The organism is Sphingobacterium endophyticum, from assembly GCF_009733535.1.
In the GTDB taxonomy this organism is placed as follows: Bacteria; Bacteroidota; Bacteroidia; order Sphingobacteriales; family Sphingobacteriaceae; genus Sphingobacterium; species Sphingobacterium endophyticum.
The window spans coordinates 20,869-45,806 of the sequence record NZ_SMMI01000014.1; the positions used below are offsets into that span (position 1 = coordinate 20,869).

Annotated in this window: 24 protein-coding genes; 16 read left to right on the forward strand and 8 right to left on the reverse strand. The window is 38.3% G+C overall.

Annotated elements, in window-relative coordinates; genetic code table 11:
* The first annotated feature begins 144 nt into the window (after positions 1-144).
* The 3 genes from E0Y80_RS15725 to E0Y80_RS15735 are packed head-to-tail and all read left to right on the forward strand — an operon-like array spanning position 145 to position 2,941.
* Positions 145-771, forward strand: coding sequence for a sprT domain-containing protein (locus tag E0Y80_RS15725; protein ID WP_156308631.1), 627 nt, complete (start codon positions 145-147; stop codon positions 769-771).
* 41 nt (positions 772-812) lie between these two features.
* Positions 813-2,480, forward strand: a complete 1,668-nt coding sequence (locus tag E0Y80_RS15730; protein ID WP_231596073.1) for a M28 family metallopeptidase — start codon at positions 813-815, stop codon at positions 2,478-2,480.
* A 44-nt stretch (positions 2,481-2,524) separates the two neighbouring features.
* Positions 2,525-2,941, forward strand: a complete 417-nt coding sequence (locus E0Y80_RS15735; protein WP_156308632.1) for a hypothetical protein — start codon at positions 2,525-2,527, stop codon at positions 2,939-2,941.
* Positions 2,942-3,081: 140 nt separating this feature from the next.
* Here E0Y80_RS15735 and E0Y80_RS15740 read toward each other — a convergent pair whose 3' ends face one another.
* From E0Y80_RS15740 to proS, 4 genes are all read right to left on the reverse strand, one after another.
* Positions 3,082-3,336: a hypothetical protein gene (locus E0Y80_RS15740; protein WP_156308633.1), complete on the reverse strand. Its 255-nt coding sequence runs from the start codon at positions 3,334-3,336 to the stop codon at positions 3,082-3,084.
* Between the two features lie 75 nt (positions 3,337-3,411).
* Positions 3,412-4,560, reverse strand: a complete 1,149-nt coding sequence (locus tag E0Y80_RS15745; RefSeq protein WP_156308634.1) for a cystathionine gamma-synthase — start codon at positions 4,558-4,560, stop codon at positions 3,412-3,414.
* Positions 4,561-4,590: 30 nt separating this feature from the next.
* A complete protein-coding gene (locus tag E0Y80_RS15750) occupies positions 4,591-5,379 on the reverse strand; it encodes an NAD-dependent epimerase/dehydratase family protein (RefSeq protein ID WP_156308635.1) in 789 nt (262 codons plus the stop codon).
* A 9-nt stretch (positions 5,380-5,388) separates the two neighbouring features.
* A complete protein-coding gene (gene proS / locus E0Y80_RS15755) occupies positions 5,389-6,861 on the reverse strand; it encodes a proline--tRNA ligase (protein WP_156308636.1) in 1,473 nt (490 codons plus the stop codon).
* A gap of 179 nt (positions 6,862-7,040) precedes the next feature.
* Here proS and E0Y80_RS15760 point away from each other — a divergent pair, with 179 nt between their 5' ends.
* On the forward strand, positions 7,041-8,210 hold the full coding sequence (locus E0Y80_RS15760) for a hypothetical protein (RefSeq protein ID WP_231596074.1): 1,170 nt from the start codon (positions 7,041-7,043) through the stop codon (positions 8,208-8,210).
* Between the two features lie 72 nt (positions 8,211-8,282).
* On the forward strand, positions 8,283-9,839 hold the full coding sequence (locus E0Y80_RS15765; RefSeq protein WP_156308638.1) for a hypothetical protein: 1,557 nt from the start codon (positions 8,283-8,285) through the stop codon (positions 9,837-9,839).
* A gap of 67 nt (positions 9,840-9,906) precedes the next feature.
* On the opposite strand, the gene E0Y80_RS15770 is transcribed toward E0Y80_RS15765, so the two are convergent.
* The gene (locus tag E0Y80_RS15770; protein WP_156308639.1) at positions 9,907-11,259 is read right to left on the reverse strand and encodes an NfeD family protein; all 1,353 of its coding nucleotides are present in this window, start codon (positions 11,257-11,259) and stop codon (positions 9,907-9,909) included.
* A 34-nt stretch (positions 11,260-11,293) separates the two neighbouring features.
* Here E0Y80_RS15770 and E0Y80_RS15775 point away from each other — a divergent pair, with 34 nt between their 5' ends.
* From E0Y80_RS15775 to E0Y80_RS15785, 3 genes are read left to right on the forward strand one after another with little or no spacing between them, the layout of a single operon-like run.
* Positions 11,294-12,043 carry a hypothetical protein gene (locus E0Y80_RS15775; RefSeq protein WP_156308640.1) on the forward strand — a complete coding sequence of 250 codons (750 nt, stop codon included), beginning with the start codon at positions 11,294-11,296 and terminating at the stop codon, positions 12,041-12,043.
* A 9-nt stretch (positions 12,044-12,052) separates the two neighbouring features.
* Entirely contained in the window at positions 12,053-12,982 is a 930-nt protein-coding gene (locus E0Y80_RS15780; RefSeq protein ID WP_231596075.1) for a DPBB and LysM peptidoglycan-binding domain-containing protein, read from the forward strand.
* Positions 12,983-12,996: 14 nt separating this feature from the next.
* Positions 12,997-13,626, forward strand: a complete 630-nt coding sequence (locus tag E0Y80_RS15785; RefSeq protein WP_156308641.1) for a uridine kinase family protein — start codon at positions 12,997-12,999, stop codon at positions 13,624-13,626.
* Positions 13,627-13,836: 210 nt separating this feature from the next.
* Here the strand turns inward: E0Y80_RS15785 and E0Y80_RS15790 are convergent, their stop codons facing one another.
* Positions 13,837-15,060 (reverse strand): MFS transporter, encoded by a 1,224-nt coding sequence (locus E0Y80_RS15790; protein WP_156308642.1) that lies wholly within the window; start codon positions 15,058-15,060, stop codon positions 13,837-13,839.
* A gap of 92 nt (positions 15,061-15,152) precedes the next feature.
* On the opposite strand from E0Y80_RS15790, the gene E0Y80_RS15795 reads away from it, so the two are divergent.
* From E0Y80_RS15795 to E0Y80_RS15830, 8 genes are all read left to right on the forward strand, one after another.
* Positions 15,153-15,674: a DUF4442 domain-containing protein gene (locus E0Y80_RS15795; RefSeq protein WP_156308643.1), complete on the forward strand. Its 522-nt coding sequence runs from the start codon at positions 15,153-15,155 to the stop codon at positions 15,672-15,674.
* Positions 15,675-15,684: 10 nt separating this feature from the next.
* Positions 15,685-16,110 carry a transposase gene (locus E0Y80_RS15800; protein ID WP_156308644.1) on the forward strand — a complete coding sequence of 142 codons (426 nt, stop codon included), beginning with the start codon at positions 15,685-15,687 and terminating at the stop codon, positions 16,108-16,110.
* 12 nt (positions 16,111-16,122) lie between these two features.
* Entirely contained in the window at positions 16,123-16,767 is a 645-nt protein-coding gene (locus E0Y80_RS15805) for an SCO family protein (protein ID WP_156308645.1), read from the forward strand.
* On the forward strand, positions 16,767-17,201 hold the full coding sequence (locus E0Y80_RS15810; RefSeq protein WP_156308646.1) for a c-type cytochrome: 435 nt from the start codon (positions 16,767-16,769) through the stop codon (positions 17,199-17,201). The genes E0Y80_RS15805 and E0Y80_RS15810 overlap by 1 nt, the downstream gene beginning before the upstream one ends.
* A 358-nt stretch (positions 17,202-17,559) precedes the next feature.
* The gene (locus tag E0Y80_RS15815; protein WP_156308647.1) at positions 17,560-18,138 is read left to right on the forward strand and encodes a TetR/AcrR family transcriptional regulator; all 579 of its coding nucleotides are present in this window, start codon (positions 17,560-17,562) and stop codon (positions 18,136-18,138) included.
* 5 nt (positions 18,139-18,143) lie between these two features.
* Positions 18,144-19,475, forward strand: coding sequence for a TolC family protein (locus E0Y80_RS15820; RefSeq protein ID WP_156308648.1), 1,332 nt, complete (start codon positions 18,144-18,146; stop codon positions 19,473-19,475).
* Positions 19,476-19,519: 44 nt separating this feature from the next.
* The gene (locus E0Y80_RS15825; RefSeq protein WP_156308649.1) at positions 19,520-20,680 is read left to right on the forward strand and encodes an efflux RND transporter periplasmic adaptor subunit; all 1,161 of its coding nucleotides are present in this window, start codon (positions 19,520-19,522) and stop codon (positions 20,678-20,680) included.
* Between the two features lie 27 nt (positions 20,681-20,707).
* Positions 20,708-23,878, forward strand: coding sequence for an efflux RND transporter permease subunit (locus E0Y80_RS15830; RefSeq protein ID WP_156308650.1), 3,171 nt, complete (start codon positions 20,708-20,710; stop codon positions 23,876-23,878).
* A 52-nt stretch (positions 23,879-23,930) separates the two neighbouring features.
* Here the strand turns inward: E0Y80_RS15830 and E0Y80_RS15835 are convergent, their stop codons facing one another.
* Both E0Y80_RS15835 and E0Y80_RS15840 read right to left on the reverse strand, forming a co-directional pair.
* Entirely contained in the window at positions 23,931-24,701 is a 771-nt protein-coding gene (locus tag E0Y80_RS15835; protein WP_197091630.1) for a CDGSH iron-sulfur domain-containing protein, read from the reverse strand.
* Between the two features lie 19 nt (positions 24,702-24,720).
* Positions 24,721-24,873 carry a hypothetical protein gene (locus E0Y80_RS15840; RefSeq protein ID WP_156308651.1) on the reverse strand — a complete coding sequence of 51 codons (153 nt, stop codon included), beginning with the start codon at positions 24,871-24,873 and terminating at the stop codon, positions 24,721-24,723.
* Between the last annotated feature and the right edge of the window lie 65 nt (positions 24,874-24,938).

Below are 24,938 nucleotides of genomic sequence, written 5' to 3' on the forward strand. Positions count from 1 at the left end.
TTATCCGTTTTGCAATCAAGGTCCAATAATCTATATGATTTATAGAAACATTGATCTTCATCAAATATAATTAATTCTAATCCCATGCTAAAATTACAGATCGATTATTCTGAAATCAGTAAAAAACTGATATGTTTGTAATTCATGCCTGATTTTAGCAAACAGTTAAGTAAATACATTCCATCTGCCGCAGCGCCAATCATTTCTGAATGGATTAATGATACGGGATGCCGGTTCAAGGTAACTCGGTCCCGAGCTTCAAAACTCGGCGATTACCGCTCTCCATTTAAAAATGAACCGCATCAAATTACGATCAATCATGATCTAAATCCTTATTCTTTTCTGATTACTACCGTTCATGAATTTGCACACCTTAAAACTTGGCAGATTCACAAAGGAAAGGTTAAGCCTCATGGACTTGAATGGAAAAACAACTTCAAGAATTTGATGAACCCTTTTATTCGGTTGAATTTATTTCCAGAGGATATCAATATTGCGCTAATTAAATACATGAACAATCCTGCAGCATCTAGCTGCACAGATTTAAACCTATATAAAACATTAAAATCTTACGATAAGGAAGAGTCAGAAACCGTTACGATCGATTGCATTGAAATAAATAGTTATTTCAGCATTAAAAACGGGCGAGTTTTTCAAAAACTTGAAAGATTAAGAAAAAGATATAAATGTTTAGAGGTTAAAACACAAAGAATCTACCTATTTCACCCTATTGCGGAGGTGGTTCCTGTTGATTTGAATCCAAATGCTTAAATTGCATTACCAAATAATCTAAAATTGAATAATCAACTAGCATGATGAACAACAAACTATTTATTAGTGCGGCCTTGTTATTAGGTTTTGCATCTTGTAAATCAGGGAGCGAAAGTTCTTCCTACGACAAAAACAGCTTAGATTCGGCGGCTATATCTGCCATTACTGAAGACAGCTACAAAGCTTACGTAGCCAAATTATCCTCAGATGAATTTATGGGGCGTAAACCTTTCAGTAAAGGTGATACCATCACCGTCAATTATATTCAGGAGCAATATAAAGCCTTAGGACTTGAACCAGGAAATGGAGATTCTTATTTTCAGGAAGTTCCAATGGTAGAGATCAATTCAAAACCAGTCAATCCAAACCTCATCTTTAAAGGAAAGAATGGAGATTTGACGGCTAAGTATTTGGACGATTATGTGATTGGAACGCCTCAAATGGCCGAAAACATTGATATTGAAAACACAGAATTAGTATTTGCGGGATTCGGTATTGTTGCTCCAGAATTTAAATGGAACGATTATGAAGGGCTCGATGTAAAGGGAAAAACCGTAGTGGTTATGGTTTCTGATCCGGGTCGATATGATAAAACCTTGTTTAAGGCAGATACCATGACATATTATGGTCGTTGGATCTATAAATTTGAAGAGGCATCAAGACAAGGTGCTGCAGGTATCCTATTGGTTCATGAAACAGAGGCTGCTAGTTACCCATGGAATGTTGTAAGAAGTGGATGGACAGGACCTAGGCTATCATTGGTTCCGGAAAACAAAGGTGCTGATTTAACGAAGTTCCAAGGGTGGGTTAATAATGAAACTGCTAAGAAATTGTTTCAAATTGGTGGTTTAAGTCCTGATTTGATGGAGCAGGCTAAAAAGCCCGGATTCAAAGCGGTCCCAATGAATGTAACGACTGGAGTGAAATTAGCCAATACATTCCGGGAATCTAAATCCAACAACGTTATTGGAACAATAAAAGGATCAAAAAGACCTGATGAGACTATAATCTATACAGCGCACTGGGATCACCTTGGTATCGGTGAAGCTTCAAATGGAGACTCAATTTTCAATGGTGCTATGGATAATGCTACAGGTGTAGCAGCCTTATTTGAATTGGCAAAAGCATTCAAGACAGCAAAGGTACAACCAGAGCGTAGCGTAGTATTCTTGGCTGTAACGGCTGAAGAACAAGGATTATTGGGATCGCAATATTATGCAGAACACCCCATCTATCCGTTAAATAAAACAGTAGCAAACTTAAATATGGATTCATTCAATCCCGTTGGAGCAATGAACGGCTTCCGTGTAACAGGAACTGGGCAGACGGAATTGGAGGATTATGCTGTATTGTCTGGCGCTAAATTTAACAGAAAGTTAGTTCCAGAAGGCTCCCCTACTGCGGGAGGTTTCTATCGTTCGGACCATTTTAATTTTGTGAAAGTTGGTGTTCCCGGTTTATATATGGGTAGTGGAGGTGATTATTTAGAAACTGATACTACTATCATAAAGAACCGTCAACAAGCTTTGGCAGGACGCTATCATGCGGTTACTGATGAATTGGATGATAATTGGAACTTCGAAGGAATCCTTGCTGATATCCGTCTCTTCTTTGATATTGGTTACACTTTAAGTATGGATAAAATCTTTCCTAACTTTAAAGCAAAATCAGAGTTTAAAGAATTAGGCGACAAACGACTTTCAAAATAGTATATTTGTGATATTAATATAATTGAAAAACTATGCTTACAGGTATGAAACATCTACACTCGACACTGGCTATTGTCCTATTGCTAGCTCTGGTAATCGCTATTATTATTACAATAGCAAATTATGCTGGAAACAAACCTTACAACCGTAAAATTGCATTGATCGGTCTTATAAGTGCTCACCTACAAGGAGTAATTGGTCTTGTACTTTACTTTACCTCTCCATTGGGTTTGAGTAGTTTTTCCGGTGAAAACATGAAAAACAGTGAACTTCGTTTGTATTTCCTTGAGCATCCTTTAATGATGATCATTGCCCTTGTATTAATTACAATCGGTTATTCAAAAGCTAAAAAATTAACAGATCAGAAAGCCGCAAACAAAACGGTTATCATATTCTATATTTTAGGACTGATCTTAATTCTTTCAAGAATTCCTTGGTCAACTTGGTCAATTCTTAACTAAGAAGATTTTATATCAATGAAAAGGTCCGGCTATGATAGTCGGACCTTTTTTATGTAAAGCATTTTATTCAGAATGTATGCTGTAAGAAAAAAGGGTTTGACTTGCGTCAAACCCTTTTCCTTTGTCTATATAATTTACAATTATTTCTTTCCGAAACCTAAGATTGCAAAAACAACTTTGATTGCTAAGTAAGAAGCTATAATAACAGCGATGTTAGCGATCCAAGAGAAAATTGATCCCATTTGGTTTAATGCAGGAATTACATCCGGTACGAAACGAATGAATACACCTACTAATCCGATTACGATTGCAATAGTTAATGAAACATAATATTCTGTACGGTTTGCATTATTGTCCGTATGTTTTGCTGGTCTTTCTACAGTTGTATTTTCCATAATTGATAATTCTCCTATTAAAGCTGCACAAATGTACAAAAGTCTGTGTGCAAATAAAATAATAATTACAATAAATTAACGGGATAAGGCTTGTTCTAAATCCGCAATCAAATCATCAGCATCTTCAATACCTACAGAAAGACGCAATAAATTGTCAACCACTCCTACTTTTTCCCGAGTTTCCTTTGGGATAGATCCATGGGTCATAGTTGCAGGATGATTGATTAACGATTCAACGCCACCCAATGATTCAGCAAGGGTAAAGACCTTGAACCCTGAAGCAACGCGGAAAGTCTCTGCAAGATCAGCACCTTTTATGACGATGGATACCATACCGCCAAAATCTTTCATTTGTTTTTTTGCCACCTCATGTCCGGGATGATCTTCAAATCCTGGCCAATAGATTTTCTCAATTTTAGGATGGTTTTTCAAATATTCCGCTACTTTCCTTCCATTTTCACAATGTGCTTTCATACGCAAGTGAAGGGTTTTAATTCCACGCAGCACTAAGAAGGAATCCTGAGGACCTGGAGTTCCCCCACAGGCATTGTAATAGAACCATAATAATTTATAAAGATCTTCATCATTGACAATCAATGCTCCCATTACCACGTCAGAGTGGCCTCCTAAGTATTTTGTCACAGAGTGCATAACGATATCAGCTCCTAAATCCAATGGATTTTGTAAATATGGAGATGCGAACGTATTGTCAACAGCATAAAGAATTCCCTTTTCCTTTGCAATTCTACCGATTGCTTCGATATCAGCTAATTTTAAGGTAGGATTGGTTGGCGTTTCAACCCATATTAACTTGGTCTTACCTGTAATTGCAGCCGTTACAGCATCAACATCAGATGTATTGACGAATTTGAAAACGATGCCCAATGGCTCATATACTTTCGTAAAGATACGGTAGGAACCTCCATAAAGATCATCTCCAGTAACAACTTCATCACCTGGTTTTAATAATCTCAAAACGCAGTCGGTTGCTGCCATGCCACTTGAAAATGCCAATCCAAATTTCCCCTTCTCTAAAGCAGCCAAACAATCCTCTAATGCTTTACGCGTCGGATTGGTTCCGCGAGAATATTCGTAACCTTTATGGTCACCTGGAGCTTTTTGTTGATAAGTAGAGGTTTGATATATCGGCGTCATCACGGCGCCAGTAGTAGGATCTGCCTCCTGACCGGCATGTATTGCCTTGGTTGCAAATTTGTAATTCATATTGTATTGTTTATTAATCTGACTAAGATATTAAAAATCTAATGGAGAAGGGTATTTAAACTCGTAATTCAACAATTTGCTGATCTTATCCCCATTGACAATCTTCTGAAAACTATGACTTGGCTCGAAGGATGTAGGGTAACTATACATATATTTTTGTGCGCTTTTCAGAATAACGTCCTTTTTAGATGGGTGCTCCGGAGCTACCAAATTATAATAGCCAATCGGCAATTTGGTTTCAATAGCTTTTTCGATGATTCCTACTACATCATCTAAATGGATAAAATTAGCAGGTTGATCTCCAATACTTACTACCTTATCCTGAAAGTATTTTCCAAAAACTCTATTCTTACCAAATAGGCCACCCAGCCTGAAAGTTGAAGTAGCAGGAAGGCTCATCATTTTCTTTTCAGCCAACCTCAATTTTGGGCTCATCTGTTCCTCCTCAGCATATGACTCAAAGAAGGTATCATCCAGATCAGGATAAACTCCAACTGAACTCAAAAAGATATGCTGTTTATAATTGATTGAACAGAGGGTTCTAAATACATAGGAAAATCGATGTTCAATTTCGACTTCAGAATTTCTTTGTGTAGTCGGAATTGAATTAACGACCGCATCAAATGAAACATCGATCGGAAGGTCCACATCAAGGTCTCGATCAAAGTTATGTATATAGGCAAAAATACCATCGTTTTTCAAACGATGGTATTTTTCTTCTGTGGTGGTTGTTACCCACACATTCCAACCTTTTCTTTTGAGCTGATAGGCAAGTTCCTCACCTACCCAACCACAACCCAATATCAGAAGGTTTTTCATAAGCTTATATTAATATGCTTTCGCAAATAACACTCTTTGTTTAGAAGGTTTCCCTGTAAAAACACAAACTCCTTCTTCCTCTTTTGAGTCCAAAGGAATACAACGGATTGTTGCTTTGGTCTCTTCCTTCACGCGTTTCTCAGTTTCAACGGTTCCATCCCAATGCGCAGAAATAAATCCACCTTTTTCTACTAATACCTGCTTGAATTCATCATAAGAATTCACTTCGGTGATATGCTCATCACGGAAAGTTAATGCTTTGTTATAGATGTTATCCTGGATTTCTTCCAGTAAGGCAGCAATACGATCTGGCAAACCTGCTTGTTGAACAGTCTCCTTCGTTTGTGTATCACGACGAGCTAATTCAACTGTGCCATTTTGCATATCACGAGAACCTAATGCAACACGTAATGGCACGCCTTTTAATTCCCATTCTGCAAATTTAAAACCTGGTCTTTGCGTATCTCTATCATCATATTTAACACGGATATCTAATTGTTTCAAGGCTGCAGACAATTGATCTACATAAGCATCAAGATTAGCTTTCTCCTCATCTGTCTTATAGATCGGAACGATAACAACTTGCGTTGGAGCTAATTTTGGAGGCAACACCAATCCTTGGTCATCGGAATGAGCCATGATCAAAGCCCCCATCAAACGAGTAGAAACACCCCATGATGTAGCCCAAACATAATCCAACTTGCCTTCCTTCGATGTAAACTTCACATCAAAAGCTTTCGCGAAGTTCTGTCCTAAGAAATGGGATGTACCTGCTTGCAATGCTTTACCATCTTGCATCAAGGCTTCAATACATAAGGTATCAACAGCACCTGCAAAACGTTCATTTTCAGTTTTCCTACCACGTACAACTGGAACGGCCAAAGTGCCTTCTGCAAAATCAGCATAAACCTCTAGCATCTGTTGTGCTTCTGCAATAGCCTCATCACTAGTAGCATGTGCGGTATGGCCTTCTTGCCAAAGGAATTCCGCAGTACGTAAGAAAAGACGAGTACGCATTTCCCAACGAACAACGTTTGCCCACTGGTTAACTAATATAGGAAGGTCACGATAAGATTCGATCCATCCACGGTAGGTATTCCAGATAATGGTTTCCGACGTAGGCCGAACGATCAATTCTTCTTCCAGCTTGGCGTCCTCATCGACGATAATGTTTCCATTACCGTCATTTTTTAGTCTGTAGTGTGTAACGACAGCACATTCTGTAGCGAAACCTTCTACGTGAGAAGCTTCTTTAGAGAAGAAAGATTTGGGGATAAATAAGGGGAAATAGGCATTAGAGTGGCCAGTTTCTTTAAATCTCTTGTCAAGAACAGCTTGCATCCTCTCCCAGATTGCATAACCGTATGGTTTAATAACCATACATCCTCTTACTGCAGAATATTCTGCTAGATCGGCTTTAATTACCAAATCATTGTACCACTGCGAATAATCTTCGCTACGGCTAGTTATCCCTTTACTCATTCGAAAAATAAAATTGTCATTTACTAAAAAAAACGGGGTTTATGTGTACTTTAACACACATTATCACCAAAACAAAAAATAATTAGTAATTTTGAGTGGTAGATTAAACCCTGACGATAAAATCGGGTCTAAGATAATAATTAATGACTGTAATATCGAATTTTAACTGTTTTAGAATCATGAAAAACAACAAGATATTTTTGGGAGGGTTAGCCATCGCGTTTGCGGCTTTGATTAGCTCCTGTTCGACTACAAGCCGGACAGTATATCGTGACGACGTCTACAATAATCAAGACTCGCGATCGGTTTACCAAAGTCCCGATTACTATTATACTGATGGCACAGATGATGGATCAATTGCGCAATCAGAATATTATTCCGACGACTATGCTGACGAGGATTATGTAGAAGGCGGAATCCAAGACCTTGAATACGCAAACCGTATCAATAGGTTTTATTATAATTCCCCTGGAATGATGTACTATGATCCTTGGTTTGATCCATGGTACGGCTATTCAGGTTTCGGCTTAGGCTGGAACTCAGGATGGGGATGGTCACTTGGCTTCGGCTGGGGTTCTCCTTGGGGCTACGGATATGGTAACCCATACTATGGCGGATGGGGAGGCTTCGGATATGGTTACGGCAGCTATGGCTGGGGTAACTACTGGGGACCAAACTCATACTACAGCTATTGGGGTCACCCTTACTACTACGGTGGCGGAGGTTACTACGGTAACTACTACGGTGGTAACTACTATGGCAACAGACGTACTGCTTCTGGAAGAAGTTATTCTTCAGGATATGCGCCAAGAGCCAACAGTGGAAGAGTTACCCGTGATGCAAGCGGTCGATTTGTTAACAGCAGATCGGGTGTAGCTTCTGGTAGAAGTGGATCAAGAACTGACGGAACTATTGGTAGAACACCTTCTTCAAGATCAGGATCTAGAAATGATGGAACGATAAATCGTAATTCATCAGGAAGAGCTGGATCAAGAACTGACGGTAAGATCAATAGAACTCCTTCTTCAAGATCAGGATCAAGGAATAACGGAACAATTCAAAGAAACCCTTCTTCAAGATCAGGGTCTGGAAATAACGGAACCATACAAAGGAACCCATCATCAAGATCAGGATCAAGCAGAAGCCAAGGAACTATCCAAAGAACTCCTTCTTCAAGATCATCTGCTCCAAGCACAAGATCTTCAACTCCTCCACGTTCAAACGGTAGCTTTGACAGAGGAAGTTCAGGAAGCTCAGGTGGCTTCAGCAGAGGAAGTAGCTCTGGCGGCGGAAGTAGCAGAAGTTCTGGCGGTGGTGCATCTTCAGGAAGAAGCGGAAGTAGACGCTAATTAACACGAAATATGCTATAGCCAATATAAATTTATATTGGCTATATCTTTATATAAGAATCTCAATATCCAATGAAAAAAATTTTACTCTCACTTACCTGTTTAGCACTTTCTTACAACTACTCGAACCTTCAAGCTCAATCGCTTGTCGATAATTCATTAATTATTTCAAGAGACTTAAATTCAGGTACAGCACGTTTCAAAGCTATGGGCGGTGTGAACACAGCTCTTGGTGGAGATATCAGTTCCATCTCTGGTAACCCTGCTGGACTAGGTTTTTATGGCCAATCAGATGTGGCGGTTTCGTTGAATTATTTAAATAATAACAATAAAACCAATTACTTTGGAACATCCACAACTCAAAATCAAGGGAAAATTGGCTTTGAAAATGTAGGTATTGTACTTCATTACCCTACGCATAATGACCCTGATTATGGTTGGCAAAATTTCAACATGGGTTTAAATGTGGATAAAACCAACAACTTCTCAGATAATTTAAAATATTCTGGCAACAACAACCAAAACTCAATCGTCCATTCTTATACTGACATTATGGATGAAGACAAGGTATTTGCAGACGATTTCTGGAATTCATACTTAGTAGACAAAGGCTCTGCCAATAGCGGCCGATATTTCCCAACAGTACTTGAAGCAGACAATAAAAATCAACAGGTTGATATGGTGACCAATGGTTACAAATACAACACGAACATTTCTTTTGGAGCTAATTATAGCAATAAATTTTATATCGGTGCTAAATTTGGATTTGCATCTTTCAAATATGATTCAAAATCTACTTTCCTAGAAAAAGGATGGACTAAAACAGCTAGCGAAATATTAGCTGAAAATCCAACATCCGATTTCGGAAAACCAAATAACTCAGCCTATAAATACACAGATATCAGCTATGACCTAACCGACTTTAACGACTATACCTTAAAAGGTACAGGTGTTAACTTCAGTTTAGGTGCAATCATAAAACCTACTTGGGATTGGAATATTGGTGTTAATATCTCTACCCCTACTTGGACAGAGATTCAAGAAGATAGTAACATTGAAACAATCGTTGACTACTATAAAGACGAGAATACTACAACATCCTTACATCCAGGATATGGTTCAAAAAACTATGGTCAATCTTATGACTACGCCATCGTTTCCCCTTGGAAAACCGCAGTGGGATTGACAAAATTCTTTGGAGCAGGACTTATTTCAGCTGAAGTTGAATACTTAAACTATTCTACCATTAAGTACAGGGAAGTTGTAGCCAGTGCAGATTATGCCTTCGAAAATGAAGTGAACAATAACATCAAGGATTCATTCAGAGGAGCTTTTAATTTAAAGATTGGTGGTGAAATCTTATTTACTGACCGTTTAGCGGGCCGTGCTGGTTTCAATTTGATTGGCTCTCCTTATAAAGGAGATTCTAAAAGTGATTATATCGCTAGTTTAGGGCTAGGCTATGTACTAACAAAATCGCTTTATGTAGATTTAGCGGCAATGCAATACAAGCAAATGAATTACGGTCACTCCCCATATTCTTTCACTTCCTGGAATAGCCCAATTCCTACTGCAGATGTGAAAAACACTAGAACAAATGTCGTATTGACTTTAGGGGCTAAATTCTAAAGAAATATAAAATACAATAAAAAAGGTCAGAAACAATTTCTGACCTTTTTTATTGTATATCATCGCGTTAAGCTTTCTTCTCTGCCAACTTTCTTACAAAAAGGTTGTAGTTCTCATGCTTTTCAACATAAATCTCCTCACCTACATCGATAAAACTATCCAAAGCAACAGCATCATACCACACATTATCAATCTCAATTTTACCGCTTGGTCTTAACACTGTTTTTGTGACACCAACTTTATTAATCAAGTTTGGTTTGGCAACAGACGAGGTATAACCCTCCGTTGCTTTCTGTTCATCTTGAAGAACTAATCTTTTAAATGTTGGCGACTGTAACACATTTTTACCAAATATGACCATCAATATGATGGTAAGAATCATGGCTCCAATTACGATAATAAAGGAATTCATTAATAATCCGGGTTGGGTAAGTTTAAAATCAAAATAATCATTAGCTACCATTGAGAAAGCTAAACCGCATAAAACTAAGATAATTCCGGCAATTCCTGCGACTCCAAAGCCTGGAATAACAAATATTTCAAGAATCAGCAGGATGACACCTAAGACAAAAATGGCAATTTCCCAATTGTCGGCCAAGCCCTGTAGGTATAATGGGGCAAAGAATAAAGCTCCACAAACTAAAGCAACCAACAGTGCAAAACCGATTCCCGGTGCTTGAAGCTCAAAATAAATACCTCCTATAATCCCCATAATGAGCAAACCGCTTACCAAAGGATTTATCAATAAGGCCACTAAATGATCAACCCAAGTTAATTGATGGTTTTGTACATCCGGTTTCTCAATGCTCAAATCAGAAAATATATCAGATTGACCTTTAACTTCCTTTTTGGCCAATCCAACTTTTACGGCTTCAGAAGCAGTCAGTGTAAGCAATTTTCCGTCTTCCTTTATCTCAGGTATGGAAATAGTTGGATCTACAAATGCCTCTGCCATTTTAGGGTCGCGTCCTTTAGCTTCAGCTGTCGCACGCATCAGACCCCGCATGTAGGATTGGTATTTCTCAGGAAGAACTTCTCCGCTTTCATTAACAACAGATGCAGCACCAAGGCTCGAGCCGGAGTGCATGTAAATATAATCTGCTGCTAATGAGATCAATGCACCTGCAGAAGCCGCATTATTATTAACATATACAATAGTTTTGAATGGATTGTCGTTTAATAGGCTAGAACGAATAGAATCAGCGAAATTTAAAGCTCCTCCAAACGTATTAAGATCTATTAGAAAATATTCAGATTTGTTCAATTTGGCTTGCTTTACAGCATTTTTCATGGTACGCCACGCATTTGGCCCAATATCTTCTTTGATTGACACAGAATAAACGCTCTGTGCCTGAGTGTGGAAGACCGACATAAAGCAAATGACGAGAATACCTAAAATGTATTTTGTAATTTTGTTCATAATAGTGTTTTTTACCGAATTTGCTTGTCATCGGATGACTAAATATACGATAAATAAAATTTTCGAGAAAGCCTTCCCGACGAATATCTGGAAAATCGAGGTAGACTCCAGCAAACCCTATGTTGCCGTGGAAACAAGGGATGTGGAAACTACGGTCGCTTCCTTTTTCGTGTTTGATTTCGACGGAAATTGCATTATGTCTCCTTGTCAAGCTGATGGTAAAGAATGGACATTAGATTCTATACAAAATGGATACTTGATCCTCAAAAGGGTCGGTGAACAAACTCCTGTTCAGGAAGGAATACGAATCATCCAAATCCTCAACAATGAAGTTATTTTCAGTTCCTATGAATTCGTTTTATTAGATGTTTACAAAGATTATATCCATGCTAGGCATCGCAGTATATCGTCCGGGGAATCTATTGCAATCGATATTAAAAATGGTGAATATTCCAGCTCTGCTGAACATCAGTTTGAAATGGCATGCAATAAAATCCAATTTCCGGTAACCTATCAACAAATTCCACGATTTTTAAAACAAGAAGAAAGGATTGGTCCTTTATGGTTAAGTAAATATGGCAACCATTACCTTTGGTGTTATCATAAACCCAAAAATGACCACTTTGAGCTATGTTTAGCAACAAGTAATTTAAACCAGATACTAGATCAACAAGTCATACTCCAAAACATGGATAAGATGATTCCCCAACCTTATTTTCAGCTGGGCAATCAGATCTTCTTTATGTCCTTTAACAAGAGAGAAATTGTTTCATATTTAGTATAATTGCAATCAATGATGAGAGAACGATTATTCAACAAGTCTATTAAAAAGACAATTATTATATTTTCTGCCACTTTTTTATTCGCTGGAGTCTCTCTAGCTCAGGCACAAACCAACAATCAAAGTCAAAAAACTACCGTCATCAACGGCAAAACATATATACAGCATAGTGTTTCCGCTAAGGATACCTATTATCAGTTAAGCCGTATCTATGGTGTTCCTGTAAAGGACATTATGGCGGCAAATAACAAAAAGAACTTGCGGGTTGGCGATGCTGTTATCATTCCAGCAAAGGAAGAACCTAAAAAAGCAGAACAAAAGCCACAGGTAGTTCAAAATGATACCACTAAAGAAAAGGATAATAAAACATTAGGAAATCCAAATGGGCAGACCATCCAAGCAAAGATCCTAACAGAATATAAGGTTGGATCCAATGAAACTCTTTATTCCATCGCCAAAAGGTTTTCAACGTCAGTAGATAATATCAAAAAATTAAACAGCCTAAGCACAGATACATTACATGAGGGCCAGACCCTTAAAATTCCAGACGGAAACGTCGTGGTTATTGAAAGGGAGACAGCTCCTGCCGCAATCAGTATTCCTGTACCGGACAACATCAGCAAAGAGGAAATCGAATTTGAAACCAACCGCTATGGTATTCGTGAAAAGAAAGAAAAGGGAATCGGAATCTGGATGGAAAACTTAGAATCTGCTGGAAAAAGTAATTTAGCATTACATCGTACCGCACCCGTAGGTACCATTTTAAAAATTACGAACCCATTGACAAAAAGTGTTACCTTTGCCAAAGTTGTAGGAAAATTCTCGGATACTTCTGAAAGTAGGGATGCCATTGTCATTCTTTCCAAATCTGCTGCGTCATATATTGGTGCTTTGGACAAAAGATTCCTGATAGAAATTACCTACGGCGCGCCGGTAAATTAGTGCAGTAATATAAAATGGACAAACCATACGTAATTGGAATCGCTGGAAGTAGCGGTTCCGGAAAAACATTCTTTTTAAAAAGCTTTTTAAATCATTTTTCTGAAGAAGAAGTCACCTTGATTTCTCAAGATGACTACTACATTCCCGCTAACACCAAAACAAGGGAAGAAAACAGACTTTACAATTTTGACTTACCAACTTCGATCAATAGGGAGGCATTCTACCATCATATCAAAGAATTATTTGATGGAAATACGGTATATCAAAAAGAATATACATTTAACAATCCCAATATTACTCCTAAAATGCTACAAATAAATCCTGCACCAATCTTGGTGGTTGAAGGTTTATTTATCTTTCATTATGAGGAAATCAATGAGCTATTGGACTACCGGATTTTCTTAGATGCCGATGAACCGATCGCACTTGAAAGAAGATTGAGAAGAGATTTAATTGAAAGAGGCTATGACCATGATGATGTCATGTATAAATGGAATAATCACGTGGTTCCTTCATATAATCAATATCTTCTGCCACATCGGGATGAATGTGATTTAGTTATCCGTAATAATGTTGACGACCCGCAAATCATACAAGCATTTACAAACGACATCGCTTTAGAACTAAGAAAAATAATTGGTTAATTATTTTTAATTAATCTAAATAACTATATTTGCAGCATGTTTGAATCGATGATTAAGCTGCATGTTTTGGAAAACAATCCTTTTGAAGATCAGAAGGGGCATTCTCCATTTAATCCAAATGGCGATACAGATTTCAAAAAATGCTGCAAAAAATATAAAAAAGGAAAACGCTGCAAAAAATGCCCTGGTAGAATCGGGTAATTTTAACTTCTACTCCTCCACATAATCCAAGTCTTTATCAAAACTTTCCTTTAATCTCGATAAAGCAAAAATTGCAATTAAAGTCAATAGAACAATCATGATCATGGCAGCCGCGATGATCCCTACCCAATCTACAAGAACCCCATAAAGCAATGTCGAAGGAATTAGCGCTCCCCGAACAAAGTTAGGAGCCGTGGTTGTAACGGTAGAACGAATGTTGGTACCAAACTGTTCAGCTGCAATCGTGATAAAGGTCGCCCAATAACCTACACCTAAGCCCATGAAAAATGCCAGCCACAGAAACTCAATCTCCGTAATTCCCTGCCTGGTCAAATAGATACATGAAAATATTAAAATCAGCAATTGATAGATAAAGACAACTTTCCGTCTGGATTTAAAGATTTGTGCCATCCATCCTGCAAGGAAATCGCCTAAGGAAATTCCCAAATAAGTAAACATCACTCCTTTGCCAGCACTTAAAGCGGTTTGTGCATGCAATGCTTCACCTATTTCTGGAGCTTGGGTTACTAATACTCCGACAACAAACCAAATAGGCAACCCAATGCACAAACAATACAGATACCGCCAAAACCGCGCCGCATTGTTGAACAACATGGATATCTTCCCTTTCTGCACCTTCTTTGTTTCTAACGAAGAAAACATACCTGATTCTAAAACCCCAACACGCATAAACAAAAGTAATATCCCCATTCCACCACCTACAAAATAGGCTGTTCGCCAACTGAACCATTCGGATATAAAATAGGCTAAAATTGCTCCCAATACGCCTACTCCAGCAACAATCATAGTTCCATAACCCCGCTTTTTACGATGCATGGATTCTGAAACTAAAGTAATCCCCGCTCCCAGTTCACCTGCCAATCCTATTCCCGCAATAAAACGGATGATACCATAGGTCGTGACATCTTGTACAAATCCATTGGCGATATTAGCTATAGAATACAATAAAATAGATCCAAACAAAACCTTTAATCGACCATATTTATCCCCGAGCACACCCCAGATGATACCTCCGATGAGCAATCCGCCCATTTGCATGTTCAGGACATACTCTCCTTTACTTCGCATTTGATCTAATGGTACACCAATGTCGCTAAACGATTGGATGCGTACGATAGAAAAGATTATGAGATCATAAATATCAACAAAGTAGCCTAATGCCGCCACGAAAATTAATATCCAAACATTCTTATTTGATTTTGGGGAATTCATAAATCAGGATTATTTATTGAATATAGGGTACTTAATCTTTTATTACAATAGAAGGATAGATTTTCTTAGAAATTAACTGTACTTTTACCCCCATGAAAGTATCTCCAAATACTTTAAAATGGGGTTTGCGCTTATACCCACCTTTCTTTTTCCAACGCATCTGGGTGCGTCGGATTATGGATAATTTCCTTGGCGCAGATGTAAAAATAAACAAAAATATTTTCAATATAAATTCCAACAAAACCATTTTCGGAGGTACCATTTTTTCTGCAATAGATCCTTTTTACCCCATCCTTCTCGATCAGTATTTTAAACATCAAGGAATTGAAAGGACGGTTGCATGGTTGAAAACAGCTCATATCGATTATATTAAACCCGGAAAGTTTGACCTCGAAGTGAGCATCCGATTGAATCAATCGATCCTCGATGAAACCTTGCATACCATTAAAAAGGAAGGTAAAGTCGTTCGCACATTTCAAACCCAAGTATTCGATAAACATGGAACTTTATGTGCCGTAGCGCATAATGAAATCTATATCCGTGATCTCGACTTTAATTTTGAAACTTTAAATCCTGCTCCCACTCCTATGGAGAATACGAGCATTGAATTATAATTAAAAAATCATGAAAAAATTATTCTTATTAAGTGCAGTATTTTCAATTGCCTTTGCATCATGTCAAAACAAACAAGTTGAAAATAAAGATCAAAAATTATCTGATCAAGCAATCGCAATCCATGATGAGATAATGCCACAGATTTCTTCTTTCGACAAAACTACGATTGTTATAGATTCCATCATCAACAACCTTGCAACCATCAAAACTTCAAAAGCTGATTTAGATACCGCTAAGGCAAGAGTTGACCTATCGAACCTGAAAGACAGCATCGAGAATGCAACTGATAACATGATGACCTGGATGAAAGATTATGATGCTATGAATGAAGACGAAGCTTATCAACAAAAAGAAGTCGATAAAATCACAGCCATGAAAAAGCAGTTTGACCGTGTATCAGAAAATATTAAAACCTCTTTAGCAGCATACAATTAATCCTTTGACCACATGAAAAAGTATTTTGGCGGAGCATTAGCAGCCTTAATCTCAAGTGTTATTTTATATTCCTGCAGCTCATCAGAGAAAAAACTTCCTATATATGGGGAAAGAAATCCCATAGAGAGGGAAGTTGATGGTAAGAAAGTAATCGATACGGTTTACCATACCATTCCAAATTTCTCCTTTTTAAATCAAGACAGTACCGCTCTAACGCAGGATTTCTTTAATGGAAAAATATACGTAGCGAATTTCTTCTTTACGCATTGTCCTAGTATCTGCCCTACCATGCAGCGTAATCTGTTAAAGGCCTACGAGAAGTATAAAGGAAATGATAAAATTGCATTTCTATCTCACAGCATCGATTTTAAATATGATCAACCTTCGGTATTGAAAGATTATGCCAATAAGTTGGGTGTTGATAATGATCAGTGGCAATTCGTCACAGGCTCAAAAGCTGACATTTATGGTATAGCCGAAAAATATATGGTATATACCAAGGAAGACGCTAATGTGCCGGGAGGTTATGACCATCAAGGCTATTTGGTTATCATTGATCCTGAAAAAAGAATTCGTGGCGCTTATGACGGCACCAACGAAGAACAGGTCAATCAATTTCTAAAAGATTTAGATGTCATCCTAGCAGAATATAAATAATGATACGCCGTTATTTTTTTGCTTGTATAAGCCTCGTTTCCATACTTTACTTTCTATTCTCCTGCAATACGGATTTAAGTGTGGAAACGATGCAATATGCAACGAATGGTCAAAAATTATATGTTACCCATTGCCAAAATTGCCATGGAGCAAAAGGTGAAGGTTTGGGTAAACTCTATCCTCCTTTAACAGATGTACATTTCCTTCAGGAAAACAGAAGTCAATTGGCCTGCATCGTCAAGAACGGTATGTCCGGAGAAATCAAGGTCAATAATACCTTATACAATCAACAGATGCCAGGAGTACCCCAACTCTCCGCTGTCGATATTGCCTATGTGCTAACCTATGTAACTACATATTTCGGGGATAGCAAAACCCATTTCAAAAAAGAAGAAATCGAAGAATTTTTAAAGAATTGTAATACTCAGCGCTAATCCCGAGCTGTCTATCTACTGAAATTGATGATATCTTTTCGAATATTCAAAAATCAAAAATCTATTTCCAGCCCTTTATTTAGTAAAAACCTACTGATTATCAATTGTTTATAAAAAAGTTTAGATAAAGAAAAAGGTTTTCAAACGGGGAGAATGAAAACCTTTAATAACCAATTATAAACCTAAATTATGATACTACAAAGGTAAGTGTAAATAATACACACGTCAAGAGCAAATTGAATATTTAACAATTTCTTAACACTGAAATGACAAGCAGGGTAAAAAACCCCTAAACAATGTGTTTTATAACGAATACGTGACAAAATAGAGTGAAAAAAAAGCCTACATTTGCACCCGAATGAACATTCAATTGACAGAAAAAAAAGAGCAGATATTCATTAGCACGCTCAAATTAATCAACACATTCGGATTCCACGGATCTCCGATGAGCAAGATTGCTAAGGATGCCGATGTAGCCGTCGGCTCAATCTACCATTACTTCCCTTCAAAAGAGGATTTAATTCTGGAATTATACTGGTATTGTAAAGAAATCTTAAACAAGAAAGTTTTTTCAACTGTAGATACTACATTGCCTTATGAAGTCAGATTTAAAGAAACCTGGAGAAACTTAGTGCTTTACTACCTAGACAATCTTCAACATTTTGGATTCTTGGAACAATTCTATGGCTCGCCTTTCTATGAAGGTATCCGAAAGAACATCTTCCAACAAAAGTCTGAAAGAAATGTCTTAATCAATTTTATGGATGAAGGTGTTAAGCTAAAACTTTTAAAGGATTTGAATGTTCGATTATTAATTTCCGCTTATCTAGGAGTTGCTATCTCCCTGGTTAGAGGTTGTTTATACGAAAACACTAAACCTACCGATGAAGAAATTGACATCATGGTAGACATCATTTGGAACGGGGTTAAAAAATAATATATATGAATTTAAGAATTAAGGACTTATTACTTTATGTTTCCTTTACTGCGATCTCTGTAGGATCTGTATTTGCCCAAACGACAAATAATTTAAACAGTAATGCGACATTGGATGAATTGATTCAATATGCATTGGAAAACAAAATCGAGGTGAAACAATCTAAACTCGACCAAGAAATTGGTGAACGTGAAATTGCTTCGGCATTATCGGGCTGGTTTCCTCAAATCAATGCTTCTGGAAACATTTCCCATTTTATGCAGCTACCTACCGCCAACATCGGTGGACAAACTATTTCTATGGGGCAGAAAAATACATCTGCTCTTACCTTTCAAGCTGATCAAGCAATCATTAACCCTGGACTTTTTCAAGCTTCGAAAGCTGCTAAATATATCAGACAACAAAACAACTTGAGTGTAGAAGATACTAAAATCAATACCGTTGTCGATGTTAGCAAAGCTTATTACGATATATTAACTAGCGAAGAACAGATTAATATTATTCAGGAAAACATTGCTCGCCTCAACAGACAGTACACCGAAGCAAACGCTCGTTATGAAACTGGATTAGTCGATAAAACAGATTATAAAAGAGCTCAAATCTCCTTGAATAATGCCAATGCTGAATTAAAATCAGCTTTAGAATTCAGAAAATATAAATATGATTATCTAAAATCCTTATTGGGTATGAATCCTAATAATGGTTTGACCCTATCTTTTGAAAATCAAAACATGGAAAGTAATGTATTGATGGACACAACGGAGGTATTATCCTATGCCAATCGTGTTGAAATCAAACAATTACAAACGCTAAAAGATATTCAAAAGTTAAATACTCAATATCAAAAATGGCAGTTCCTTCCTCGTTTAGGGGCTTTTGCAAACTATGGGTTAAACTATAGAAATAATTCATTTGCTGATATGTACGGTGATAATTTCCCACAATCAAGTATTGGTCTAAGTTTAACTTTTCCCATCTTCCAAGGGGGTAAAAGAGTTCAGGAAATCAAAAGATCCGAACTTCTTGAATCAAGAATTGATATGGACATCGAAAATTTAGAGAACCAGATTGGAGCTCAGTATTCGGCAGCAATGGCGAATTATAGGTCTAATATCAATGAATGGAGAAATGCTAAAGAAAATGTGGACTTATCTGAAGAAGTTTATAACACCATAAAATTGCAGTATGATGCTGGCGTGAAGACCTATTTGGAATTAATGACTGCTGAAACCGATTTAAAAACCAGCCAATTGAATTATCTGAATTCATTATATGCTGTATTATCAAGCAAGTTGGATATCCAAAAAGCATTGGGAAGCGTCAATATTGCGAATTAACAAAAAACAACCTCAACTCAATATACATCAGAAATTACAACAACATGAATACGAATCGCATACTTTCAACACTTATTATAGGCTCTGGACTGTTCTTTACAGCGTGTGGCAACAAAGATGGAGCACAACAAAAACAAGGTCCTGGGCAAATTCAGGCGCAGGCAACCCCGGTTACGATGGCCGTGGTTCAACAAGAAGTTGTTTCTGGACAACGTAGCTACCCTTCAAATGTAGTTCCGTTACAAGAAACAGAAATCAGAGCTGAAGTATCTGGATATATCACAAGCATCAGTGTGGCTGATGGTGCTTTCGTAAGTAAGGGACAAAGGCTCTATGAAATTGACCGTGTTCGTTACGCTGCAGCTGTTGATCAAGCAAAAGCTAATCTTGAAATTGCTAGAGCAAATCTAGCTAGAGTTGAAAAAGACTTACAGCGTTACCAAACATTGGCAGACAAGGATGCGATTGCCAAACAAACATTAGACTATGCTTTTACAGATGTAAATAATCAGAAAGCACAAGTTCAAGCTGCCGAAGCGGCTTTAACTACGGCTAGAGTGAACTTACAACGTTCAACCATCGTTGCTCCATTCTCTGGAACAATCGGAATCTCACAAGTTCGTACGGGGGCATTGGTATCGGCAGGTACTACCCTTCTGAACACCATCAGTTCAACAAATCCGATCGCTGTCGAATTCCAAATCAATGAAAAGGAAATTATGGAATTCAGTAACCTGCAGTCTGGAAAAGAACATACACAAATCAACTTGACCCTTCCAGATGCGAGCACCTATGGTTCTCAAGGAAGAATTTCAACGATTGACCGTGCTGTAGATCCTCAAACAGGTACTTTAAAGGTTAGAGCAACTTTTGATAATCCGAATAATACGCTACGTGCAGGTATGAACTTAAACCTGAATGTTTTGAGCACATCGAAGGAAGAAGCGATTGTAATTCCTTACCGTGCAATATTTGAGCAATTAGGTTCATTCTCTGTGTATACCGTTTCTGATAGCAGTACTGCAGACTTGAAACAGGTGACTTTAGGACAGAAATTAGGTGATCGTGTTGTTATTGCTACTGGATTAACTCCAGGTGATAAAGTTGTCGTAGATGGAGTTACTTCCTTAAAGCCCGGCGCAAAAGTGGTAGATAAAGCAACCATGGCTCCGCAAGCAGCTCCACAACAACAACCGAAAAAATAAGTGCTATTCCTCAAAAATATTTAAAGCATGATCTCAGAAGTATTTATAAAAAGACCGGTAACGGCGATGGTGGCTTCCATATTGATTTCGATCATTGGGATAATTGCCATCACAACCTTACCAATCAGTCAATATCCAAATATTGCTCCGCCAACGGTTTCCGTTTCTGCAACGTATACCGGTGCGGATGCTCAAACCGTAGAAAAAACAGTAACTACCCCTATCGAAAGTCAGATTAACGGTACCCCTGGAATGATTTACATGAGTTCCAACAGTACGTCTGATGGTGGTTCCCGTATTACCGTAACTTTTGAAGTTGGTACCGATATCGATATCGCAACCCTTGACGTACAGAACAGGGTAAGTATCGCTGAACCGGTATTACCAGAAGCCGTTCGTCGTTTAGGGGTAACAACACGTAAGGTAAATACAGATATCTTAATGATGGTATCTTTAATTTCTCCAGACGGTAGCCGCGATATTAATTTCCTTTCAAACTACATCAACCTCTACTTAAAAGACGCATTATTGCGTGTTCCGGGGGTGGGTGATGTGCAGGCCTTTGGTCAACCATTCGCTATGCGTGTATGGTTGGATGCCAATAAACTGGCTAATATCGGAATGTCGCCTGCAGATGTGAATGTTGCCATTCAGGAACAGAATACGCGTATGCCTGGGGGTTCCGTAGGTGCCCGCCCGCAAGAAAACATGCAGGTATTTGAATACCCTATTGTGATGGATTCTGACCTTGAAGAAGTTGATCAATTCGAAAATATTGTCGTAAAAACGAACGCAGATGGTTCAATTGTATTATTAAAAAATATAGCACGCGTAGAACTGGGTCAGTTTAACTATGGTATCACAAACAAAGTGAACGGCAGTACTGCTTCGGGTATGATGATTTCTCAGACTCCGGGTGGTAACGCGGTGCAAACTGCTGACGGTATCTACAAGACCTTGGAAGATTTGAAAAAATCATTCCCTCCAGGTGTTGATTATGTTGTTGGTTACGAAACAGTATCCGTAGTTAATGCATCCATCAGCTCGGTTATCCATACCCTAATCGAAGCATTGATCTTGGTAACCTTAGTTGTATTCTTCTTCTTGCAAAGCTGGAGAGCAACCTTGATTCCTTTATTGGCCATTCCAGTTTCCATTGTAGGTACCTTTATTTTCTTTACCCTATTTGGATTCTCAATCAACAATTTAACGATGTTGGCATTCGTCCTCGCCATTGGTATTGTGGTGGATGATGCGATTGTCGTTGTTGAGGCCGTCCAACATTATATTGACCATTATAAAATGGATGCCAAGGAAGCGACCATGCGCGCCATGAAAGACATCACGGCACCTGTAATCGCGATTGCCCTAATCTTGGCAGCGGTATTCGTTCCAGTAGGTTTTATCCCGGGGATGGTTGGTAAGCTTTATCAACAGTTTGCCATTACTATTGCGGTATCGGTAATGCTATCTGCATTTATCGCACTTTCTTTGACTCCTGCATTATGTTCAATCATGTTGAGACCTTCCGCAACTACAAAAGACTCGAAGGGATTAAATAAATTCTTCTATAAATTCAACGTCTGGTTTGACAAGGTTACCTACAGATACTCCAAGGGAGTTAAAAAAGCTATTAAAGCTGCACCTTTAGTGTTAATTATCTTGCTGTGTATCTTCATCGGAACAGGCTGGATGTTTACTGCTAAAAAAGCCGGATTTATTCCAAATGAAGATGGTGGTATATTCTTTATGGGTGTCAGTCTGCCCGAGGGTGCCTCAAGTGCGCGTACGGAGGAAGTCCTTACCGAATTAACGAATGATCTACGTAAAGATTTCCCAGAAATTAATTACGTGACTTCCATTAACGGTATGAACTTATTGAATCGATCCGCAAAACCAAATGGTGCTTCCCTATTTGTATCCTTAAAACCATGGGAACAAAGGGAAAAAACGGTAGCTCAAATCACGGGTGCCATCATGGGTAAATACCGTGGCTATTCTAAAGCAACCGTGATTGCGGCGACTCCGCCTCCAATTCCTGGTTTGGGTACTGCCGGTGGTTTTACCATGGAGATCCAAGATAGACAGACCGTTGATATCAAAGATTTCGAAGCGATGGTAGGCCGATTCTTGGCCGCTGCTAATCAACGTCCAGAAATCGGAATGGCTTATACATTATTTAACAGTAATTCACCAAACTATAAGCTACAGGTAGACCGTGAAATGGCTAAAAGAATGGGTGTTCCTATTTCTAATATTTACAGCACGATATCATCTTATTTAGGTAGTAGCTATGTCAATGACTTTACTAAATACGGAAGAAATTTCCGTGTGGTAACTCAGGCAGATACAAGCTACAGAATGCATATTGAAGATATCAATAAGCTTTATGTGAAAAATGTTCAAGGACAGCCGGTTCCTATCTCCAATTTGGTTAGATATGAGCTGACGACTAATCCTTCGATTGTAAACCACTTTAACATTTTCCGTTCTATCCAAATTTCTGGTGAGGCTGGACCGGGATATTCTTCTGGTGATGCGATCAAAGCCTTAGAGGAAGTTGCTGCCCAAACTTTAACGGACGGATACTCCTACGAGTTTTCAGGACTGTCCTTACAGGAAAAACAATCTGGTAGCAGTACGGTGCAGATCTTCGCGCTCTGTATCCTATTCGTATTCTTATTATTGGCTTCACTTTATGAAAGTTGGTCTGTACCATTCTCGATCCTACTTTCGGTACCTCTTGGTATCTTTGGTGCGATCCTAGCCTTGACGTTATTACCTAATTTGGATAATAACATCTATGCTCAGATTGGTCTCGTAACGATTATTGGTCTAGCAGCGAAAAATGCGATCTTGATTGTAGAGTTTGCTAAAGAAAGGGTTGATATTGGAATGAATCTTATTGATGCCACGATTGATGCCGTTAAACTTCGTTTAAGACCGATTATCATGACTTCATTAGCCTTTATTTTAGGTATCATACCATTGATGTTATCAACCGGTGCCGGAGCTGTTTCCAGACAGACAATCGGCTGGACGGTATTCGGTGGGATGACCGCTGCAACATTCTTAGCCATCTTTATTGTTCCTGTGCTTTTCGTAGTGATCACTCGATTTGCATACGGCAAGAAAAAGTTAGCTGAATTAGAAGCTAGTTTTGATGAAGAGAAAAAGAAAAATCTAAGTGCTCACTAGTGCACAGAAATATCATAGAAAAGGCCCATTCAAAAAAATGGGCCTTTTTCAATTAAAATATCCTAGCATTTTCTGCAGGCTCAGTATCCAATCCATCCTGAAACTCCATGGAGGAATGGGTACCATCACAAAATGGTTTATTGGAGGATTGACCGCAGCGGCATAAGGTCTGCCGATTCCTCACCTCAAAATAATTCCCATTTGAACTTTTAACCGGAATGCCTCCCCACAAGGCAATAGGTCCACTGCATTGATTAGGCATATCTTCGATTAGCCCTACAGTCGGTTCGACATCTTTATCCTCAATTGGTGTACCACCATCCCAAACAATAAGCCTACCTGATGGACAGCGATGGGCCATACCTACACTCAATTCAACCGACTGATGATCCGTTTCCTTAACCTCATTCCAAATCCTTTTCCCATTATCGCAAAATCGAGCAAATGCACATAGCTTTTCATCATCACTCAGTGAAACAATAGGACCTTCAATAATTTCAACAGTTGTAAATTCAGGCTTAAAAGACGCCGTTTCTGTTAAGTCTACCCCATTTTCTTTGGCTTTTAAATGAGAATTATCGCAGTAAGGTTTATTTTTAGATAAACCACACCGACATAGATAGGTTTCCTTATCGGATTGAAATTGCTTACCCTCTTTATAAGCAACCGAAATACCCTGAGAATTCGCAACGATGAATTGTTGTATAATTTTCGTCGTTCCATGTAGTACATAAGGTCCATTTTCTGTAACCTCTATAAAAAGACCTTTCGGATTTAGTTCTGTGCCTAATTGCACATCGAGTTTATCTTTTTCCAATTCCATAGCCCTTGAGTGTTTTGATTTATTTAATACTTATTAATTCAATAATATGATTGACTGCGATTTTGTTTTCCTCGTGTATTGCTCGTGTTTTGCTCGTGTCTCGTCCACAGCTTGTCCAAAAGTCATCCGGAGCTCGTCCGCTCACAAGCGGACGAGCTGTGGATAATGTCATACCGAGGTGCGGATGAGACACGAGCAAAACACGACTGAAACACGAAGAAAGGAAGAAGGAGAGGA

Bases quoted from the DNA above. Each gene is read 5' to 3' on its own strand.
- E0Y80_RS15725 (WP_156308631.1), top strand. From the start codon at position 145: ATGCCTGATTTTAGCAAACAGTTAAGTAAATACATTCCATCTGCCGCA.
- E0Y80_RS15730 (WP_231596073.1), top strand. From the start codon at position 813: ATGATGAACAACAAACTATTTATTAGTGCGGCCTTGTTATTAGGTTTT.
- E0Y80_RS15735 (WP_156308632.1), top strand. From the start codon at position 2,525: ATGAAACATCTACACTCGACACTGGCTATTGTCCTATTGCTAGCTCTG.
- E0Y80_RS15740 (WP_156308633.1), bottom strand. From the start codon at position 3,336: ATGGAAAATACAACTGTAGAAAGACCAGCAAAACATACGGACAATAAT.
- E0Y80_RS15745 (WP_156308634.1), bottom strand. From the start codon at position 4,560: ATGAATTACAAATTTGCAACCAAGGCAATACATGCCGGTCAGGAGGCA.
- E0Y80_RS15750 (WP_156308635.1), bottom strand. From the start codon at position 5,379: ATGAAAAACCTTCTGATATTGGGTTGTGGTTGGGTAGGTGAGGAACTT.
- proS (WP_156308636.1), bottom strand. From the start codon at position 6,861: ATGAGTAAAGGGATAACTAGCCGTAGCGAAGATTATTCGCAGTGGTAC.
- E0Y80_RS15760 (WP_231596074.1), top strand. From the start codon at position 7,041: ATGAAAAACAACAAGATATTTTTGGGAGGGTTAGCCATCGCGTTTGCG.
- E0Y80_RS15765 (WP_156308638.1), top strand. From the start codon at position 8,283: ATGAAAAAAATTTTACTCTCACTTACCTGTTTAGCACTTTCTTACAAC.
- E0Y80_RS15770 (WP_156308639.1), bottom strand. From the start codon at position 11,259: ATGAACAAAATTACAAAATACATTTTAGGTATTCTCGTCATTTGCTTT.
- E0Y80_RS15775 (WP_156308640.1), top strand. From the start codon at position 11,294: ATGACTAAATATACGATAAATAAAATTTTCGAGAAAGCCTTCCCGACG.
- E0Y80_RS15780 (WP_231596075.1), top strand. From the start codon at position 12,053: ATGATGAGAGAACGATTATTCAACAAGTCTATTAAAAAGACAATTATT.
- E0Y80_RS15785 (WP_156308641.1), top strand. From the start codon at position 12,997: ATGGACAAACCATACGTAATTGGAATCGCTGGAAGTAGCGGTTCCGGA.
- E0Y80_RS15790 (WP_156308642.1), bottom strand. From the start codon at position 15,060: ATGAATTCCCCAAAATCAAATAAGAATGTTTGGATATTAATTTTCGTG.
- E0Y80_RS15795 (WP_156308643.1), top strand. From the start codon at position 15,153: ATGAAAGTATCTCCAAATACTTTAAAATGGGGTTTGCGCTTATACCCA.
- E0Y80_RS15800 (WP_156308644.1), top strand. From the start codon at position 15,685: ATGAAAAAATTATTCTTATTAAGTGCAGTATTTTCAATTGCCTTTGCA.
- E0Y80_RS15805 (WP_156308645.1), top strand. From the start codon at position 16,123: ATGAAAAAGTATTTTGGCGGAGCATTAGCAGCCTTAATCTCAAGTGTT.
- E0Y80_RS15810 (WP_156308646.1), top strand. From the start codon at position 16,767: ATGATACGCCGTTATTTTTTTGCTTGTATAAGCCTCGTTTCCATACTT.
- E0Y80_RS15815 (WP_156308647.1), top strand. From the start codon at position 17,560: ATGAACATTCAATTGACAGAAAAAAAAGAGCAGATATTCATTAGCACG.
- E0Y80_RS15820 (WP_156308648.1), top strand. From the start codon at position 18,144: ATGAATTTAAGAATTAAGGACTTATTACTTTATGTTTCCTTTACTGCG.
- E0Y80_RS15825 (WP_156308649.1), top strand. From the start codon at position 19,520: ATGAATACGAATCGCATACTTTCAACACTTATTATAGGCTCTGGACTG.
- E0Y80_RS15830 (WP_156308650.1), top strand. From the start codon at position 20,708: ATGATCTCAGAAGTATTTATAAAAAGACCGGTAACGGCGATGGTGGCT.
- E0Y80_RS15835 (WP_197091630.1), bottom strand. From the start codon at position 24,701: ATGGAATTGGAAAAAGATAAACTCGATGTGCAATTAGGCACAGAACTA.
- E0Y80_RS15840 (WP_156308651.1), bottom strand. From the start codon at position 24,873: ATGACATTATCCACAGCTCGTCCGCTTGTGAGCGGACGAGCTCCGGAT.